The organism is Yoonia sp. R2331, assembly GCF_041103235.1.
Taxonomy (GTDB): domain Bacteria; phylum Pseudomonadota; class Alphaproteobacteria; order Rhodobacterales; family Rhodobacteraceae; genus CANMYO01.
In genome coordinates, this window is record NZ_JBGCUN010000001.1 from 352,285 (window position 1) to 371,412 (window position 19,128).

At 57.2% G+C, this 19,128-nt stretch carries 15 protein-coding genes and 1 pseudogene; 8 read left to right on the forward strand and 8 right to left on the reverse strand.

Going from position 1 to position 19,128, the window contains the following annotated elements:
• Window positions 1-60 precede the first annotated feature (60 nt).
• The 3 genes from AB3Y40_RS01830 (at window position 61) to AB3Y40_RS01840 (ending at window position 3,888) form a co-directional block, all read left to right on the forward strand.
• On the forward strand, window positions 61-2,013 hold the full coding sequence (locus AB3Y40_RS01830; RefSeq protein WP_369437099.1) for an MBL fold metallo-hydrolase: 1,953 nt from the start codon (window positions 61-63) through the stop codon (window positions 2,011-2,013).
• Window positions 2,010-2,888, forward strand: a complete 879-nt coding sequence (locus tag AB3Y40_RS01835; RefSeq protein ID WP_369437100.1) for a DMT family transporter — start codon at window positions 2,010-2,012, stop codon at window positions 2,886-2,888. Before AB3Y40_RS01830 ends, AB3Y40_RS01835 begins: the two co-directional genes overlap by 4 nt.
• A 145-nt stretch (window positions 2,889-3,033) precedes the next feature.
• Entirely contained in the window at window positions 3,034-3,888 is an 855-nt protein-coding gene (locus AB3Y40_RS01840; protein WP_369437101.1) for an SDR family oxidoreductase, read from the forward strand.
• Between the two features lie 226 nt (window positions 3,889-4,114).
• On the opposite strand, the gene AB3Y40_RS01845 is transcribed toward AB3Y40_RS01840, so the two are convergent.
• Window positions 4,115-4,966, reverse strand: coding sequence for a helix-turn-helix domain-containing protein (locus AB3Y40_RS01845; protein ID WP_369437102.1), 852 nt, complete (start codon window positions 4,964-4,966; stop codon window positions 4,115-4,117).
• A gap of 365 nt (window positions 4,967-5,331) precedes the next feature.
• Between AB3Y40_RS01845 and AB3Y40_RS01850 the strand changes: the two genes are divergently transcribed.
• The 3 genes from AB3Y40_RS01850 to AB3Y40_RS01860 all read left to right on the forward strand — a co-directional run bounded on the left by AB3Y40_RS01850 (window position 5,332) and on the right by AB3Y40_RS01860 (window position 8,050).
• Window positions 5,332-5,790 (forward strand): nuclear transport factor 2 family protein, encoded by a 459-nt coding sequence (locus AB3Y40_RS01850; protein WP_369437103.1) that lies wholly within the window; start codon window positions 5,332-5,334, stop codon window positions 5,788-5,790.
• A gap of 140 nt (window positions 5,791-5,930) precedes the next feature.
• Complete coding sequence (locus AB3Y40_RS01855; RefSeq protein ID WP_369437104.1) at window positions 5,931-7,670, forward strand: FAD-dependent oxidoreductase; 1,740 nt, start codon at window positions 5,931-5,933, stop codon at window positions 7,668-7,670.
• Between the two features lie 68 nt (window positions 7,671-7,738).
• Window positions 7,739-8,050, forward strand: a complete 312-nt coding sequence (locus AB3Y40_RS01860) for a c-type cytochrome (protein WP_369437105.1) — start codon at window positions 7,739-7,741, stop codon at window positions 8,048-8,050.
• A gap of 1,028 nt (window positions 8,051-9,078) precedes the next feature.
• Here AB3Y40_RS01860 and AB3Y40_RS01870 read toward each other — a convergent pair.
• Complete coding sequence (locus AB3Y40_RS01870) at window positions 9,079-9,711, reverse strand: TetR/AcrR family transcriptional regulator (RefSeq protein ID WP_369437106.1); 633 nt, start codon at window positions 9,709-9,711, stop codon at window positions 9,079-9,081.
• Between the two features lie 98 nt (window positions 9,712-9,809).
• Here AB3Y40_RS01870 and AB3Y40_RS01875 point away from each other — a divergent pair, with 98 nt between their 5' ends.
• On the forward strand, window positions 9,810-11,348 hold the full coding sequence (locus tag AB3Y40_RS01875; RefSeq protein ID WP_369437107.1) for a 4-hydroxyphenylacetate 3-hydroxylase family protein: 1,539 nt from the start codon (window positions 9,810-9,812) through the stop codon (window positions 11,346-11,348).
• Between the two features lie 297 nt (window positions 11,349-11,645).
• Here the strand turns inward: AB3Y40_RS01875 and AB3Y40_RS01880 are convergent, their stop codons facing one another.
• Window positions 11,646-12,119: an ester cyclase gene (locus tag AB3Y40_RS01880; protein WP_369437108.1), complete on the reverse strand. Its 474-nt coding sequence runs from the start codon at window positions 12,117-12,119 to the stop codon at window positions 11,646-11,648.
• 130 nt (window positions 12,120-12,249) lie between these two features.
• Here AB3Y40_RS01880 and AB3Y40_RS01885 point away from each other — a divergent pair, with 130 nt between their 5' ends.
• The gene (locus tag AB3Y40_RS01885; RefSeq protein WP_369437109.1) at window positions 12,250-13,083 is read left to right on the forward strand and encodes a LysR family transcriptional regulator; all 834 of its coding nucleotides are present in this window, start codon (window positions 12,250-12,252) and stop codon (window positions 13,081-13,083) included.
• Between the two features lie 317 nt (window positions 13,084-13,400).
• On the opposite strand, the gene AB3Y40_RS01890 is transcribed toward AB3Y40_RS01885, so the two are convergent.
• The 5 genes and pseudogenes from AB3Y40_RS01890 to AB3Y40_RS01910 form a co-directional block, all read right to left on the reverse strand.
• Complete coding sequence (locus tag AB3Y40_RS01890; RefSeq protein ID WP_369437110.1) at window positions 13,401-14,060, reverse strand: 50S ribosomal protein L25/general stress protein Ctc; 660 nt, start codon at window positions 14,058-14,060, stop codon at window positions 13,401-13,403.
• Between the two features lie 113 nt (window positions 14,061-14,173).
• Entirely contained in the window at window positions 14,174-16,033 is a 1,860-nt protein-coding gene (locus AB3Y40_RS01895; protein WP_369437111.1) for an alpha-amylase family glycosyl hydrolase, read from the reverse strand.
• Window positions 16,034-16,083: 50 nt separating this feature from the next.
• The gene (locus AB3Y40_RS01900; RefSeq protein ID WP_369437112.1) at window positions 16,084-17,247 is read right to left on the reverse strand and encodes an alpha-hydroxy acid oxidase; all 1,164 of its coding nucleotides are present in this window, start codon (window positions 17,245-17,247) and stop codon (window positions 16,084-16,086) included.
• A gap of 628 nt (window positions 17,248-17,875) precedes the next feature.
• Window positions 17,876-18,046, reverse strand: a pseudogene (locus tag AB3Y40_RS01905) (class II fructose-bisphosphate aldolase); the annotation flags it as partial.
• Window positions 18,047-18,112: 66 nt separating this feature from the next.
• Window positions 18,113-19,120 (reverse strand): class 1 fructose-bisphosphatase, encoded by a 1,008-nt coding sequence (locus AB3Y40_RS01910; RefSeq protein WP_369437113.1) that lies wholly within the window; start codon window positions 19,118-19,120, stop codon window positions 18,113-18,115.
• Window positions 19,121-19,128: the final 8 nt, after the last annotated feature.

The following is a 19,128-nucleotide window of genomic DNA, read 5'->3' on the forward strand; positions in this document are numbered from 1 at the left end:
GATGACAAGCATCATCTAAAATGGGAGCGGTGCTTTGCAGTGATAATCGGAGAGACGAAGATGAATTTGACCACCTTGATTGACAGGCCTGAGACGCAGCCCGCCCCCTCGATCCGACATTCGCACTTCGATTTTGCGACTTCATTGAACCTCGCGGAGGGGTTTCAACGGTTTTCGGACCCCAGCGCGGACCGCAGTTTTCAATCCATGCTCCAGCAATTCGAGATCGTTTTGTCCTATGGGAAAGTAACAGATCCACGGGTGATCCTTCAGGCGATGAATTTCTATCTCGTGTCTGAGCAACAGAAATTTGGAATCGAACTGTTTACCGAGATTCTGGCGCAATATGCCGGAACGATGGAGCCACAGACCCTCGCGATTTACGAATCAGCCTTAGGTGTTTTGCGGGCAACCTACGCCGACCATGTTCCGCTCATGCGGCGTATTTCATGGGTTAAGGCAAGCTTTGATCTGATCGAGGGTGCCTTAAAGCGCACCGCCCATGAACACCCTGTGCCGCATTGGGCGGCGGGTATGGTTTACGCTCAAGTGCCGGGTTTCTTCTTCAAAAAATCGGACGCGATCAAGCATTTGACATGGTTGGCCGAACGTCCGGAAACAGAGCCGACATTCGGATTTTATCGGGAGGTCTACCGTCAGCTTGCGGCGCTTACGAATGACCCGAAGGCAGGCAAAGAATGGTTGCGGCTTTCTGGTTATGGCGTGCAGCAACCGCAGGCTCCATTGATCGGGTGGTTCACCACGGGGCCTGAAGGCACAACCATGTCACCGCGCCCTGTCCTGGATGAAGTCGTTGAGGGGCGCATTTTCGCGCTTTACGGCTTTGGCTTTTCGGACGTCTTTTTTGTGTTATCCGACGACGGCAAAGAACTCATCGCGGTTGATGCGGGGACGCAACCGCATTCCCTTAAGGCGGCACATGACTTACTTTTGGCCGCGCACCCCAACCTGCCCAACATCACCACAGCACTGATTACCCATGCCCATTGGGATCACGTGGGCGGGCATCAATACTTGCGCGAGCACAACCCAGACATCGCGATCTATGGCAGTGCAAATTTTGCGACCGTGACTGAGCGCGTCAATCGCGACCACAGTTACAGCTTTTTCCGAGGTGCCAATTTTGATCACACCTGGGTGGAATCCTATGCCCCGACACATCCGATTTCCGCCCCCGAAACCCTGACCATCGGCGGGACGGATATCTCTCTTATTCCAGTGACGGGTGGTGAAACCGAAGACGCGATGTTGATCCATATCAAGGGGCTGGAAACCGTCTTTGTTGGGGATGTTGTTATGCCGTGGTATGGCGAGCCGTGGGTCAACGAGGGCTTCGTTTCCACGGCCACGGACACGATGGATCGTGTGATCGCACTGGAGGCCACGCATGTCTTGCATGGGCACTTTCCGCTCACAGTGCTCTACGGTGGCGAGAACCTTCAGGTTTACCGCCGCATGCACAAGTGGCTGGTCGACACGGCCGAGAGTTTTGTTCGAAATGGCTACAGTGCCAAGGATATTATCCGCCTCAATTTGGTGCCGTCCGATCTCGCCACCCATCCTGAGGCCGCATTGGCTTATGCAGCGGCGCGCGACAATGTCATCGCGCGTGTGGCGGATCAAATGGTCGGAATTTGGCGCGAAGACCGCACAGGGCAATCGCCCGAAGGATTGGACACGATCACCACAGTCGAGCGCGCACGCCTACTCAAGGACTATCTGGGATTAAACGAGGCGCAGGTCGCAAAAGGTCTGCGCCGCATGATCGCAGCTGGGGATAACGAACTGGCGTTGCAGATGGCCGTGGCCGCAGAACAGGCCTTTGGCACCGCCCCCCGCATCACCGAAAGCAAAGGCGCTGCGATAGATCGCTTGCGCAGCGTTGCGCAATTTACTGATCCGTTTCGGTTCACAGCCTATTCCGAAATCATTGATTGCCCGCACCCCGCGATGCCGGCGCCACTGCATCAAACACAGGGCACACGATCATGACATCTTTCAATTGGATATTACTCGTCTTGACGGCGGCTCTCTTCGGGTCTTCGTTCCCGATGATCCGCTTCGCAGTGGCTGATATTCCACCACTTCAATTGGCGGCGGCGCGGGTGATTGTGGCCGCTCCGGTTGTGGTTTTCTTTCTCTACAAAAGTGGACGACGGTTGCCGCCAATTGGTCGCAAGTGGGCTCCCCTCTTCGCCCTTGGGGCATTGACCGCGGCCATTCCCTATTTCGCCATTGCTTGGGGCCAGACCCATATTTCTAGCAGCTTGGGTGGCATCCTTTTTGCGACGATCCCCTTGTTTACCGTGCTGATCGCTCCGGTTTTCACCGATGACGCGCGAGTATCTGCGTCACAAGGTGTCGGCCTGTTCGTGGCGTTTGCCGGTGTCGTATTTGCCATTGGACCAAGCAACCTGACATCCATTGGCGCGCAGCTGACCGGTGCTGTCATCACGCTTGTTGCAGCACTTAGCTATGCGGGTGGAAACATCTTTGCCCGCACACGTGGCGATCTCGACCCTGTTCAGATGGCGGCAGGGCAGCTCACCTCTGCGATCATCATCCTTGTGCCCTTGACGGCATTCACCGGCGGCGCACTCACGACGGTCCCGGGCTGGCCTGCGATCTTCGCGACGCTTGCGATCGGGGTCATCAGTACAGCCGTGCCGGTGCTTCTTATGTTTACATTGGTCAAAAGGGTTGGCCCAACCCGCGCGTCGCTTTTGGCGTTTTTTATCCCAGTTTCCGCCGTCCTATTCGGTGTCACGTTTCTGGACGAAACGCTGGGACGCGTCACAATTCTAGGCTTCGGCCTGATTATCGGCGGCGCGATTTGGTCAACGCGGCAACCCTCAAAAACGGCATAAGGCGCGAACCTCACACCTTGGATAAAGGACTTGGAATGGGAAAAGCATACCCAAACTTGATGCTAAGCGACTTGGCGCGGTCATTGGAATATCACCAAAACATCGGGTCTTCTGTGGTCGCAAGGCTGATGCAGGGGTCGCCAGCATGAGCGGGCTAAACCTCGACGACAATCACATCATGTTGCAATCAAGGGCGACGATAACCGAGGGATTTCCCGAGCTCGCTCAATACAACAGTGGCGGCGCTTTGACGGGCCGGTCGGATAAGGAACCGGCGGTCCGCCCCCAAGTCTTCGCGGAACGGAAGTTCGCGATTACCGGGGCCAGCCGAGGCCTTGGCGCAGCATTGGCGCTAGAAATGGCCCGTTCTGGCGCGCGCCTTGTTTTGCTCGCGCGACCTGTCGCCGCGCTTCAAGAGACAGCCAGCACAATACTTGAGGAGACAGGTCAGAAGGTCAGTTTGGTGGGCTGTGATCTTGCCAATCGCGAAAGCGTCGAGAGTGCAGGGCGGCAATTGGCCGTTCAGCATAGCGACATGGTTGGCCTTATCCACAACGGCGCAATGTGGTTGCCAGGGTCGCTGGATCAACTTTCAGATTTGGACATTCATGATTGTATCAGCTCAGCTGCAATCGGGGCTTTGGTCTTGACCAGACATGTTTTGCCTAACCTGAAAGCACGGGCGCAGGCGGACATCCACACCGTGGTGTCCACCAGCGGCCTCCTTAATCGCCCATCAACACTCGCTTCTGTCGTCTTTCGGGCTGCGAAATCTGCGCAAGCTGGGTTTGTTTACGGTTTGGTAGATGAATTAGCGGAAACCAGAGTTCGTGTTACGTCGGTCTTTCCCGGCGTTATTGAAGACGTATCCCCCATGGATCCCGCTTGGGAGCGTACTGGGTCTAACGCGCAGCTCAGTAACCGCGAGGTCGTTGAAACGATCATGTTTATCCTAAGCCAGCCGCCTCGCATTTCAATTCGATCGCTCGTGATCGAATAACCAATTCGGGGCCGCGATGAAGACAGAGGTGTTCGCGGACATTCAGACTGGTCGTAAATGTGGATCGCATTTTGAAAGTGGCGATCCCAAATGAAGAAACGAAAGAACCATACGCCGAAATCTACGGCCAAGGTTGCGCTTGAAGTGAACCTGTCGCGGTCTGATGCCGCCGATGCCGAAGTTTGGTCTTTCGTTGTTGTATGTCCAGAGTCAGCTTGTGACGCGTTCATTTGACCCAGCTTTTGTTGGCGCGTACCCATCCCGGCGTGCATCCGTAACGGCGCGACAGCATCGAGGTGAGGTGCTGCTGCGAGCTGAAGCCGCAGTCGAGCGCAATTTCAGAGATCGAAAGCTGCGTGTGGGCCAGCATGTCACAGGCGCGGAACAGGCGCCGCTGTAGCACGTACTGGTAAAACGACAGCCCTGTCTTGGTCTTAACCCCGTCGAAAATGACCCGAACTGGCAGCCCGAGGGCACCGGCCACGGTGTCGACAGTCAGTTTCTGATCAAGGTTCGCGTCGATGAAATCCCGTGCACTGCGAAAACCCGACGTGCCGTGCTTCTCGCCGCGCCGGTGCCGGGGTTTCAGAATGGCTGTCGTTTCCAATAGAACCATGCTGGCAAGGCACTGCAGCTCTAGGCTGTCGGTGTCGTGCCGGCGATTGATCATCGACTTAGCGTAGCGTGCTAAGTGGAAAATCTTATCGCTCTGAAGGTTCAGCGCATGTCCGCCGCGGCGCAGGCTGGCGATGCTATCCTCGCAGGTCATCTGCAAGAAGCGCCGCCCGTAGGAAAACGCAATGAATGCGCTGTCGATCTTGTGACCGTCCACCCGGACCCGCTCCTGCCGCGCATGGAAGGAACAGGAGGCGGCGATGAAATCCTGCCGCTTCATTTGGCCATCGTCGAGCTGCATATCCGCGTAGACATTCCCCAGCACGAGGCAGATCAGATCTTCCTCAGGTTCGATATCCAGCGAATAGCCTTGGTTCCCCGAAACAGCGTAGCAGACCCCTCCGATTGGCCCGCCACGCGCGAACTGTGAAAGACTTCCGGTCTCCTCCGTCTGAGTGCGCATTGTTCAGCCTCCCCTCTGCCATGCCAACGCCCTGGTGCCCTGGACGCAGGGCCGATCCTACCCTAAAAAAGATTTTTTTAACAAAAAATCTTTTTCATCCGCGCCATCGCTCGGTGTTCGGGCCGCCGATCCGCCTTGTCTGCAACGCTGGCAGTCAGAATCTGTAAAAGCTCCGAGGCTAATCTGGAAGCTTTTCGGTGCTGGGGTGGGAAAGCTTGGGGCTGCTTCCCGTCAGATGACGGAAAGTGGGGCCTCTGCGCCCGGTCCCGGGCGCGCGTTCGAATGCTGTGAAAACGGCGGCGTCGCGCGCCACTGATCGGCAAACGGCCCCTAACGGATTGCATGATTCAAGGGAGAGAGATGCAATGACGATACATGAAAATGGCGGGTTCGAGACCGCCGTTATGACCGACGAACAGCGCAAAGCCGTCGCACTAGAATATCTTGTGCGTATGGATCGCGGAGGAGACTTTCTGTCGCTGCTGGATGACCACGCGCGGGTCTATTTCCCAAAGTGGGGCTTGGCGAAAGGCCGCGAGCAATACACCCAGCTTTTTACCGATCTGATGGGTATTCTGAAATCTGTCGAACACCACAACAGCTACTTCAACTACGTCATTCAGGGCGACATGGTCGTCATTGAGGGCACAACCGCTGGCGTTACCGCCAAGGATATCCCATGGCGTGCGGGCACTGGCCATGCCGGAAACTGGTGCGACGTGTTTGAGATCCGCGACTTCAAAATCCACCGTCTCGCGATCTACCTCGATCCTGATTACGGCGGCGAGGATACCGATCGTTATCCTTGGCTGAAAGACCGCTAGGCGGCGCTGGCCGGGTCAAGATTCAAACGGCCTGGCCGCCACACTTTCCGACCTTTCCCCTGACCCCCAGGCAGGGCCCGTCCGGCTTATCCGGGGGCTCGTTCGAAGGGGGGGCAGGGTCACGCAAAACGGAGGACATTATGACGAAAGAATACGACAAACACACCGCAACCATCGGGCGCCGCCAGTTCCTGGCCGCCGGGTCGGCCGCCGGGGCCGCCATGATTGGCGGATCGCAGGCCGAGGCGCAGCCACTTCACGCAGGCGATATCCAATTCGACGAAACCCGCGACATGATCTGCGTCGGCGCCGGTGCCGGGGGGCTGACCAGCGCGCTTTTCGGCAAGTGGAACGGCAACGACGTGCTCGTGTTGGAAAAGGCGCGCACGCCCGGCGGCACCACGCAGAAATCGGCCTTCTGGTACTGGGTCCCGAATAACACGCCCCTGCGCAACGCGGGCCTGACCGACCCGCGGGAAGACTTTATGCGATACGCCGCGCGGATCAGCTATCCACAAAGCTATAACGCTGATGACCCCAAACTGGGTCTGACCGACTGGCAGTTCGAGATGATCGGCGCGGTCTGGGACAGCGGTTCAGACGCGGCAGACCTTCTGGACGAACGCGGTGCGCTCAAGTATCGGCACCTCGATTTCGCCCCGGATTACTTTGCTGAACTGCCTGAGAACAAAACACCCAAAGGGCGCGTGCTCTATCCGCTGGAGGGCAACGATCTCGGCTCCAACGGCGGTGCTGCAGCAATTGCCTCGCTGCTGAGGTCCTGCGCCGAAGAAGAGATCGAAGTGCGCACCCAGAACCGGGTGACGACGCTGGTCTTCGATGATGCGGGTGCCGTTGTTGGCGTGCAGGTCGAGACCCCCGAAGGATTGCGGGTGATCGGCGCCAGAAAGGCTGTCATCTTTGCCAGCGGGGGCTACACACACAACCCGGTCATGCGACAAAACTTTTTGTCAGTACCGATCTTTGGCGGCTGTGCAGCCCTGTCAAACGAAGGTGACTTTATCAATATCGCAAGCAGCTCCGGGGCGGCTCTGGGCAATCTCAATTACGCTTGGTTCTGCCCCATTCCGTTGGAAAAGGCCGTTGCAAAGGACCCTTCGATCAGCGGCATCTTTACGGTAACCGGCGATTCAATGATCTTCGTCAACAAATACGGCCATCGTACCCTGAACGAAAAGTTGCAGTATAACGAACTGGCGCAACAGTTCTTCCGTTGGGACGGCGCCAAAGCTGAGATGCCGGACCTTGTGCAGATCATGGTCTGGGACCAACACGCGCAGGACAACTGCGCAAGCTCAGATTTTGGCGGGCTTATCACGCCTGATGGTGGCGATGATCGGCATGTCATCAAGGGCGAAACCCTAGAAGAACTAAGCGCGGCGACCGAAGAACGGCTGGCGCAATACGCCGGCAACACCGGTGGCATTTCACTTGCGGAAGATTTCACCGCAAACCTGAAAAGCGCGATCGAGCGATTCAATGGCTTTGCCGCCGCGGGAAAGGACGAGGATTTCGCGCGGGGCGAACGGCAGGTGGAACTGTTGTTTACCGGACCAGTCGGCGAGGATGCCAATCCGGATAATCCAACGATGCACCCGATCTCGGAGAACGGCCCCTATTACGCGGCGTTGGTGGTCGGTGGCACGCTCGACACCAAGGGTGGGCCGGTAACAAACAGCCACGGACAGGTACTTGATACCGAAGGAACACCCATCGTGGGGCTGTACGGATGCGGGAACTGCGTGGCCTCGCCTACCGGCCGGGCCTATTGGTCGGGCGGCGGGACGTTGGGTCCGCTCTTGGCGTTCTCCTACCGGGCGTCAATCCAAGCCAACAAAGAGCCCGTGCGGCAAATCTGAAGCAGGCAGCTCGCACCCCTGCAAGGGTGCGGATTGCTCCCTATTTCCCGATTCCGGAGTTTCACATCATGAATAAGATCCTTTCAACCGCCATGGCCGTGGCACTCTTTGCCTCCGCCACCTGGGCCGAAGACGTGGCACCCCCCAACATCGAGACCGGGCGCGCGCTCTACTTCGAAGTCTGTGCAGCCTGCCACGGCAGCACCGGCGCGGGCGGTTCGGCCCCCGATCTGCGTCCAGCCGCAGAAGCCTTCGACGTTGATGGCTTTGTCTTCTTCATCCAAAACCCGCCAGACAGCATGCCCGGTTTCGCCTCGGCACTAAGCGAGATGGAAATGCGCGACATCGCTGCCTTCGTCGCGTCGCTTGCGCCGACGTAGTGCAGGGCGGTTTCTTTACCCCTGAAAATAGGAACGTTTGAAACTGGAAACTTTCGATTCTGCCTTTTGAAGGGCTGAGGGCGTCATCAGAACAGTGCAAAAACCTGGCGCATTGTATCTGATGGCGCCGACCGCTGGAGAGACTTCATGCACTTCTGAATGATCGGCAGGGGTCGATTTTGGCTCAGTGCAGAAAAGCACTCTCGGGAAACTTATACCGTATTATCATAATCTAATGATCCAAGAGGCTATCAGCAGTCACGCCTTGCAGCAAACCCACCGACTTCTAGTCGGTCCCACTTTGGCGTGAATCAAAGATCACATATTGATACCCTCTGAACAATTTCCACCGGCGCCAGCCGGTAGGTTGTTGAGTAGGGCCAAGATTCTCCGGCGAAATTTCCTGTAAATTTCAAAATCTCATTCTCTCACCGTACAATTGGGCATCGAGCCGGAATAAACCTTCAGGTGGAAGCCGAGACCAATGCAGACGCGCGCACCGCACCACCCGTCCAATAGAGCTCAGCCACAGAAAACTTGCACTTTGTGGGGCGTGATGTCGGCGCACAAAACCGGGCCGTCATCGCGTCGCTGATCGAAACATGCAAACTCATCGGGATGAACCCCACGGCCATCTGTCTGGCGTTCTCACGGTCATTGCTGGCGGACAAAACAAGTGGACATCAGCGAGTTTCCGCCCTGAAACTGCGCCAAACCCGTGTGATCGGCGCACCGCTTACGAACCATCTGGTGAAGACGACAACCGTGTTGTCAGAACGCGGTGCTGGCTTGGTGGCGCTTACTGGCCAAAGAGCCCAAATCGACGCCACGACCGGTCTTCCGACAGTGCGCGCCCTAGGCCGAGAAGGGGGGCGCAAATTCGCCCTCTCCAAAGCTCAAGTTCGTGTGGCACAAACCGCAGTTGCCAATCGAGGCTCGTCCGTTTCAGAGCTGTGCAAGGAACACGGTGGAATAACCGGTCACTCTCAACAGGCACTTCGATCCCAATAGGGATGATGACCGCATTTTCATTGCTGTATCCCTGTTTCGATCTCACGCAGTTTGCTTTCGACAAAAGCTTCCATGAGGGCCTTCGGCGCTGCATTGAACATCTTGATCCGGCCGGTATGAAGAAGCAGCAGCAAACCTGTCGCATGAGCGAAAACGCCGACCATCAAAAGATCGGCTTCCTGCTGCGACACTCCGAGTTCCACCGCCGCCACCGCGACGGGTCGCAAGGCGTTGTCCAGAGCCTTGTTTAGTTCTGTATCCGTTTCCGTGCTCAGCCCGGCAGGTTTCATGCCGCCCCTGAAAAGATAAAACCCCAGGTCGAGTTCCCGGGCATTGCGAGCGTAATAGTGGTAGAAGGCCATGGCCGCCGCACGTAGCCTGCACCGCGGGTGGTCGAGTTTCGAAACCGCGTGGGAGACTTCGGACTGCAGAGAATGCAGCGATGATCGCAGCAGATCCGCATAGATGGCTTCTTTCGATGGAAAGTGAAAATACAGCGCAGCGGGAGTATAACCAGCCTTTGCAGCGATCGCGCGCAGACTAGCTCCCTCCAAGCCTTCGGATGCAAAAACTTCTTTCGCAGCGCCGAGGATCAGTTGGCGCCTGCCTTCCGCAAGAACTTGTTTTCGCAGTCTTTTTTGCTCAGCCATACGTTCCTCACGGAAATTGCTTGACGAAAGTTCTAACAGTGTTCGATAAGGATAACAAGATTCGAACACTGTTCGTTTTTTCTTACGGAGGAATGGCCATGCTGATGACCGCATCGGATTACCGGGACTCACTGAGGTCCTACGCGCCTCGGGTTTTCATCAACGGAACTCGCGTTGAAAGCGTGGCTGACGAGCCGCTGCTGGAGCCGGGCATAAACAGCGTGGGTGTGACTTACGATTTTGCACACCGCCCCGAGCACAAGAAGCTCATGACGGCAGTTCAATCGACCAGCGGGCAGACCATCAACAGAATGCTGCACATCAACACAACGTCTGACGATCTTCTCATGAAGCTCGAAGCCGTTCGCCTTGTTTGCAAAGTCTCGGGCTGTGCGCAGCGCTACCTCAGCCATGACGCGCTGAATGGAATCTATCAAGCGACGCATCGCACCGATGCCAATCACGGCACCGACTATTCAAAACGTTTCCTTGCGTATCTTCATGATGTGCAGGAACGCGACCTCACCCTTGGTGTTGCGATGACGGACGCGAAAGGCGATCGGTCGATACGTCCCGGACAGCAGGCCAACCCAGATGTCTACGTGCACATCAAGGAACGGCGGCCAGATGGTATTGTGATTTCCGGGACCAAAGCCATCGTTACCGGTGCGCCCTACATGCATGAGTTTCTTGTCATGCCGTGCCGGACACATACAAAGGAAGATGCAAATTTTGCAGTATGCTGCGCAGTACCCTGCGATGCTCCGGGCGTGACGATCGTCGCCCGTCCAGCCGGTCGGCCCGGAGAAGCCGCTGCCAAATTTTCAGCCAAGTATGGGCAGTCGACCGGGGTTGTGATCTTCGAGGACGTTTTCGTCCCGCACGACCGTGTCTTCCTTGCTGGCGAATACGACGAAGGCGGGTTTATGACCACCTCCTATGCGAACCATCACAGGCATTCCTGCATTGGTGCCCGCGCCGGTTTCGGTGACCTGCTCATCGGTGCTGGGGCCCTAATGGTCGATGCCAACGGGCTGGACGCGGATCGGCATGACCATATCCGCGAGGCGATGGTCGACCTAATCACCATCACCGAAAGCTTCTATGCCTGTGGAGTTGCCGCGTCAGTCTACTACGAAAACGACCCAGCCGGATCGGTGATGCCTGATGCAGTATTTTCCAATGTCGGAAAACTGCTGCTGGCCACGAAAATCTACGACATGCACAAGGTCGCGCACTATGTCTCGGGCGGCCTTATCGTAGCGCTGCCAGGACCCGACGAAGACCATAACCCCGAGACAAAAGCTTCCCTCTCGGCGGTTCTTGGCGGTCGCGCCGATATTCCGATGGAGCGTCGGATGGAGGTCTCGCGGATGATCGAGGACCTGACTGTTTCCAATCAGGCTGGCTGGTACTCTGTAATTTCGTTGCACGGCGGCGGCTCTCCGGAAGCAATGAAACGTGAAATCTGGCGGAACTATCCGGTTGCAGAGCGCAAGGAACTGGTCACGGATCTGCTGGATCGCGGTGTTTTGGCCGAGGGGCGCAAGGTGACGCGCCAGCCCGGACGCTGCTGCGACACAGGCTGCCAGCCGCCCGCCACCGTGGCGCGTCCAGAAGCCGTTCCAGCAAAATAGATCTGGCAGGCAGAAACAAGGTGGCGTGAAATGACGCTGCCCTGTCCAAACTCACGCTATTTCACATGGGCAGCACCTTGGTGGTTGCAGGATAAAGGTAACTCTCGACTGTTGTCACATCATCGAGCAGTGGATGCACCAATCTCCGGCACCATAAGGTTACAACATAAGTTGGCCCCACTGCGGAACGCTTCTTTTTGAACGTTGCGGTCATGATCTTGCAACCAAAAGCGAATGTGTCAGCGGTCAAGACGGAGTGGCTCCCCCCGAAACAATCCGAAGAGAGCCGATCCCGATCTACTCGGCGGTCAGCTGCGAAATGGCAGTCAGCCATTCTTCAATGTGATAGGATTCCTTGAGGCGGCCGTCTTCGACACGGTGCACGTCGATTGACATGATCTCAAAGCTTTTGCCCGTTGCAGGATCAACACCAAGGAACGGACCTTGGGGCGTACCGGTCGCAATCCCGCGCACGATATAGGTGTCACCGTCCTGCCAAATCTCCTGCACCTCCCATTTCAGGTCAGGGATCAGCCCACCGAAAGCACCGAGCGTCGTCAAGAAACCCTCTGCCCCCGGACCACCAAGAGGAGTAGGTGTGGATTTCCAATCCTCTGCGACGACCGCGCGCACTGCTTCTGCTGTGGCATCGGCTGGGGTCGTCAGCAAGTCTTCGTAAAAGCTGCGAACTGTCGCCATATCGTCCGCAAAAGCGGGTATCGAGATCAGCGAGACAGCCGCAGCTGCGGCAAGTGTTTGTAACGTCTTCATTTGGGTGTCCTCTTTCGTGTGAATGTTCACAAAAATTGGACGAACCCTCAATTAAGCGGTAGTATGGAATAATAGAAAAATCTTTTCGGTACTGCAAAACAATATGGTCTCGCACCAAACCCTTCGCCGCTTGGTCTATTTCGCCGCGATTGCAGAGGCTGGTTCAATTCGAGGTGCAGCAGCACGGCTGAACCTATCAGTGCCGGTCCTGTCAGAAGCGCTGTCAGACCTCGAAGCAGAATTGGGCGTGACGCTCGCAACCCGCACAACGCGGTCTTTTAAGCTGACACATGTGGGACAGCGGACCCAACGTGCAGCGCAGGACATTTTGGACAGGGCCAAAGGACTATCCGATCTCACCGCAACGGATCGCCCGTTGCAGGGAAGATTGAGCCTTACAGTTCCGGTTGAGATCGCAGGTTTTTGGTTGCCGCGAATGCTAAGTGGTTTTCGGGCAAAACATCCTGAGGTCGTCTTTGACATAGATGTAACAGACAGTGTCGTTGACCTACGCGCGAGCAAAATTGAAGTGGCAATCCGGACTGAATACGTCGCCCCTGCACAGGAAAGCCAATCAAGGGTCAATTTGCCGCTTGTCGTTGTTTCGGGTGGATCGGCGGTTGTTGATCCAAACGGGGTGGTGAACATTCCCTTGATTGATAGTCGTGCGGATCGAAAATTATTGGCAACGTCCCGCCACGACGGCAGCATTTTGCCACTAACATTCTTCCAATCCCATCAAATCACCAATCGCGCGGCGGGCTTGCAAATGGCCCGCAGCGGACTGGGGGCCATTATGGTCATGCGAGGATCAGTATCTGCTGATTTGGAGAGCGGCGATTTAGTCGAAATCTTACCGAACTACGATTTTGGATCAATCGATCTCAAGTGCCATTTTCGCGACCGCTTGCCGAGTCCAATAGCCCGGGTTTTCGCACGCGAGATGGGCCTTTCCAGCTTGTGAAGAAGACTGAAGACCCAGTGGCCTAGCGTATGTCAAGAAATGCCGTCTAATCCGGCACTTTGCGATCTCGCACTCAGATTTTCGCTGCCACCAACAAGAAAGACTGGTTTATCAAACCGCATGGCGGTGCTGCGGTCCCCGTTCATTTAGCCTTTTCGTACTGCGAGCACGCGCAGCGAGAAAGCCGAATTTACCGTCTTGGCTCTAGGCGGACCGAGCCGCATCTTGCCGTTTTGCTCAAAACAATTTCGGATTGATACCCCAAACAGAAAGGGCCCCCGAAACGGGAGCCCTTTGAAGCGTCGCACGTTGCGGGCTTATTCTTCGGCAGCGGCTTCTTCGTCGCCAGTGGTCGGCACTTCGTCGGCTGCAACCTCTTCGCCGTCTTCGTCGTCGTCGGCCACAACAGCACGCGGTGCCGAGATGTTGGCGATGACAAAGTCACGGTCGATGGTTGGCTTCGCGCCTTCAGGCAGGGTCACATTGCTGATCGAAATGGTGTCACCCATTTCAGCCTCGCCCAGATCAACCACGATGCTGTCAGGGATATCGCCAGCCAGCACTTCCAGCTCAACTTCGTTCCGAACAACCGTCAGCACGCCGCCCTTTTTCAGGCCGGGGCAGGTCTCTTCGTTCAGGAATTCAACCGGGATAAAGATCTTCACGCGGCTGGTCCGCTTCAGGCGCATCAGGTCGATGTGCGTCGGCAGGTCCTTGACCACGTCGCGCTGAACGCCACGGCAGATCACGCGGACATCGTCGTGGCCATCAACCTTGAGGTTGAACAGCGTGGACATGAACTGGCCCTTGCGCAGGCGTGTCAGCAGCTTGTTGAAGTTGATCGAAATCGGAAGCGGGTCTACCCCACCACCATAAACGATGCCCGGCACGTCGCCATCACGGCGAGCTTGGCGGGCGGCCCCCTTGCCTGTCCCCGCGCGTGCAGTGGCGTGCAGATCTGGGATCTTGTCAGCCATTGTATGTCTCCAAAATAAAAACGAGGGCCGCCCTCCAAGGGTGTGCGGCCCAGATGAACCGCTCCTATAGGGGCAGAATCATCTGTTGAAAAGGGGTTTTCGCACCCTTGCGGCTACGCCGGCGTCAGCCACAAGATGCCGCAGGGGGGCAGGGTGATGTCAGCCGCGAACAGGGTCTGCGTCAGCAGGTCCATGACCGGTGAGACGAGCGACAATGTGGACGGCGCGACGCTATGCGGATGCGCTGTGAAATTCGCCACACAGGTGACCGTCCGGTCATCCCCTAGACGCTGATAACAAAACAGCGCCGGATCGCCTGCGTCCAGCACGCGCGTTGGCACGTCGCCTGCCAATTGCGGCGTGGCGCGGCGGGTGGCAAGGATGTGTTTAAGATCGCTCAGAATGCGGGCCGCGGCAGGGTCATCCCGCCGGTTCCAGTCCATCACCGGGCGCTGCATCCAGCGGCCATCATCCGCGCGCGTGGGGTCATCCAGATAGCTGTGATCGTTCAGCATCCCGACCTCATCGCCCATATAGATCAGGGGGATGCCACCGTAGCTGGCAATTAGTGCGTGACCCAGTCGGATGCGCGCCACGGCATGGTCAACCTCTTGCGGTGTCGTGGCGGTCTCAAGCCCGCAGAGGCTGGCGAGTGTGCCATTGGTCCGCCTGTCGCCGGTATCAGGGTTCGATTGAAAATCCGCGCCACGCGCGAAACTGCCCGGAAAGCTGCCGTTGTAGAAATCGGCCAGAAAATTGCGATGCGCGACCGCGTCCAGATGCGCAACATGTGCCGTATCCTCAGGCGTGATCGCCCAGCCGATATCATCATGGCAGCGGATATAAGGGGCAAAGGAGGCGCGCCGCACGCTTTGCGGAAAATGCGTCTTCATCACATGGGTCATCAGCCGCGTGTCGCCCGCCGCCAGCGAGGACCAGTACTGCACCATCAGATTGTTGTGATAGGCCAGCTGACTTTCGCGTCCCGCATGGCTGCCGGTGCCAAGGTAGGGGACCAGATCAGCGGGGCCAACAATCGCCTCGGCCTTGTGGATGACTGCAGGGGCGGCGATGCGCGTGGCCTGCGTCAGCGCCTGCAGGATGTCGTGCACCTCTGGCAGGTTCTGACAGCCCGTGCCCATGCGTTTCCACATGAAGGCTACAGCATCGAGGCGGAACACCTCCACCCCCTTGTTGGCCAGAAACAGGATGGTGTCGAGGATCGCCAGAAACACCTCTGGGTTTTCCCAGTTCAGATCCCATTGGTATTCGTTGAACGTGGTCCAGACCCATTTGCCCATGTCGGGGTAATAGGTGAAATTCCCCGGCGCCTGCTCGGGAAAGATCTCGACCAGCGTTTCCTCAAACTGCTTGGGCAGCGTGTCATCGTCATACATCCGATAGAACGCCTGATAGAACGGGTCGCCCGCACGGGCGCGCTGGGCCCAGTCATGTTCCTTGGCGGTGTGGTTCAACACCATATCTATGCAGGGGCTGATCCCTGCGGCGCGCAATTGCAGATTGACCTGCTGAAACTCGGCCATGGTCCCAAGGGCGGGGTTGATGCGCGTGTAATCCATCACTGCGTAACCGCCATCCGACGGCCCGGGGCGCGGCATCAGACAGGGCATCATATGAGCATAGGTTATGCCCAAGTCCTGCATATAAGGAATATTGGCCGGGACATTGGCCAGCCGCCCGGCCAGCTTGTCGATGTAGAACACATAGGCTGCCATCTTCTGCGACAAGAACCAGTCAGGGTTCAGGTCACGTTCCAGATCAAGGCGACGCAGATCAGCGGGGCGCTTGCGCCAATGCCGGTCCAGCAGGTCGCGGGTACGGTCCAGCAGCGCTGCCGCGTCGTGACCAGGATAAAGCCGGGTGAACGGCCCAATCAGATCACGTCGCCCGCGGTCCCAGCGCAGGGCAAACAACTCGGCATTGGTAATCGGTTTGCGCGGCGTCACGGACATGACCCAAGTATGGCGCGGTTTGCGACAAGGGCAAGCCGATCAGCGGGCGTTTAGGCCCACCGCCCCTCAAAATCCTCTGGCACCAGCAAGATGTCGCGGTCCACATCCTTGATGTCACGCTTGCCGCAAAGCGCCATGGTCGTGTCCAACTCGGTGTGAATGACCTCCAGCGCCTTGGTCACACCGGCCTGACCCATCGCGCCCAGCCCGTAGATATAGGCGCGTCCGATATAGACACCCTTGGCCCCCAGCGCCAAAGCCTTCAGCACGTCTTGACCGGTCCGGATGCCACTGTCCATGTGCACCTCGATCTGGTCGCCCACGGCTGCCACGATGCTGGGCAACATCCGAATGGCCGAGAGCGCCCCGTCCAGCTGCCGCCCACCATGGTTGCTGACGATGATCGCATCCGCACCGCATTCAACGGCCTTGCGGGCATCTTCCACGTCCAGAATGCCCTTGAGGATCAGCTTGCCGCCCCACTTTTCCTTGAGCCTGGCAATCGTGTCCCAGTTCAGCTTGGGGTCAAACTGCTGGGCGGTCCAGCTTTGCAGGCTCGACATGTTTTCCACCGACTTGGCATGGCCTACGATATTGCGGAACGTGCGGCGGTGGGTGCCCAGCATCTCCAGCCCCCATCTCCACTTGGTCGACAAATTCAACAAGGTATTCGGTGTCAGCTTGGGCGGTGCCGTCAGCCCGTTCTTGATGTCCTTGTGCCGCTGCCCCAGAATTTGCAGATCAAGCGTCAACACCAGCGCCGAACAGCCCGCGTTCTTGGCGCGCGCGATGATGTTGTCGACGAATTCCTCGTCTTTCATCACATATAGCTGAAACCAGAACGGTGCTTTGGTATGGGCCGCCACATCCTCGATCGAGCAGATCGACATGGTCGAAATCGTGAACGGCACACCGAACTTTTCCGCCGCCTTCGCGGCCTTGATCTCGCCATCCGCTGATTGCATCCCCGTCAACCCGACCGGGGCAAGTGCCACCGGCATCGCCACATCTTCACCGATCATCTGACTGGCGGTCGTGCGGTTGGACATATCCACCGCCACCCGTTGGCGCAGCCGGATCTTGTCAAAGTCCGAAGTGTTCTCGCGGAACGTCTGTTCCGTCCAACTGCCGCTTTCTGCGTAGTCATAGAACATCTTTGGCGCGCGGCGTTTGTGTAGACGCTTCAGGTCGTCAATCGTCGTGATGATCGGCATGGCGAAATCCTCGTATTGGTTATGTTTGCTTACCAATTTGGGGATTTCGGGGCAAGGCCTGTTGATGCATGGCTGGTTTGCACTGACGTGATGCCGCCGCACGGCGTGGGTCAGCAAGGTGGCCCTGCGCAACATGCCCACCCCATGCCAAACCGTTTCCCTGTTGATCGAAGGACGAAACGCGACAAGCCGGCCATTCTGCCGTTTGCCGCACATGCCTGTTCATCGCTGACGCGGTTGAAGCCCATAGAAATAGGGCGGACGACCGAGGCTCACTGCGACAACCGCCCAAAATACCGAAATAGCCGTAAGCAGACGGAATGAATTTCCTGATAAAAAAGATTCAGCGTTACGTCGCGTGCCAGCAGTAGTTGCGGGCCCGAAGCATGCAATGAAGACCAAGACAAAAGGGTGAGGTCTCAGCGACCTAAAGAGGGCTTCATACTTCCGGATTGGTCTCGTTGGGCCATGTCCGAGAGCGGAATTGACGAGATTTTTGACGCCTTTCCAGCGCAGCCAAACCGTTCAAACCGGTCGAAACAGACCGCCGACATGGCATCGACACCCGGTGCCAGATATTTCCGGGGATCGAATTACCCCTTGTCCTCGGCAAACACCTTACGGATCACGCCAGTGCCCGCGCCCCACGGCTGGCCTGCATGATGACCAGGCTGTTCGCCTTGTCGGCCGCTTTCATGATGGCCAGCATCTGCTCCATATTATTGGCGCTAAATGCGGGGAGGCCGTAGCCATGCTCGGCTACGTGATCACGAAGTTGGCGAAGGGAAATCAGCGGCATTCCAAGCGCTCAATTGTGGCGCAAAGCACCAGAAAAATTCAAGAAGGCGGCTCGGGCGAGCTGTGTTCAGCTCTCGCGGTGATATCGCTCCAGAACGGCCACTTCCTCTTTCGATCCAAGGATCACAGGAACACGCTGATGATGCGAGTTAGGTTGCACATCCAAAATGCGTTCGGTTCCTGTAGACGCGGAACCACCTGCCTGTTCAACAATTAGCGCCATCGGATTAGCTTCATACATCAGGCGTAGTTTGCCGCCGTCAGCGATATTGCCAGCGTCACGTGGATAGAGAAATACGCCGCCGCGGATCAGGATCCGGTGGACTTCAGCCACCATCGAAGCGGTCCAGCGCATGTTGAAGGTCTTTTTACGCGGGCCGGCTTCGCCTCGGATGCATTCGTCAAAATAGTGCCTCACCGGTTGATCCCAAAGTGTGTAACGAGAGGCATTGATCGCGAATTCACTCGTGTTTTCGGGGATCATCATATCGGGGTAAGTCAGGCGGAATTCGCCGGTGCCCTGCTGGTGGGTAAAGCCATTGACGCCGGTGCCTGTGGTGACCACCAAAGCGGTCGAGGGGCCGTAGACGGAATAGCCGGCGCTGATCTGCTCAGAGCCAACGCGAAGCACCGAGCGGTCGTCGGTGGCGTCGATCGCCGTGGGCAGCTGCGATATCGAGAAGATCGAACCCACAGAGAGATTGACGTCGAGGTTCGACGAGCCGTCAAGTGGATCGAAATAGACCAGATAGTCGCCGGCCTGCGGCTTATCTTTCAGCCAGTAGACTTCGTCGACCTCTTCGGAGATCAAAGCAGCGACCCGACTGCAATTCGAACAATGCCGGACGAAGACCTCGTTTGCGATCACGTCGAGCTGCTTCTGAGTTTCCCCCTGAACATTGGTTGACTGGGTGGCGCCGAGCCTGCCCGAAAACGCCCCACCACGGATCTGATGAGAGATTATGCGGCATGAAGTGGCGATATCCTCAAGAAGGAAAATCAAATCCTTCTCGACGCCGTGATTGCGGTAGTCCTGCAATAGGAACTCGCGAAAGGTGATCTGCTGAGCGCTCATGACATGTG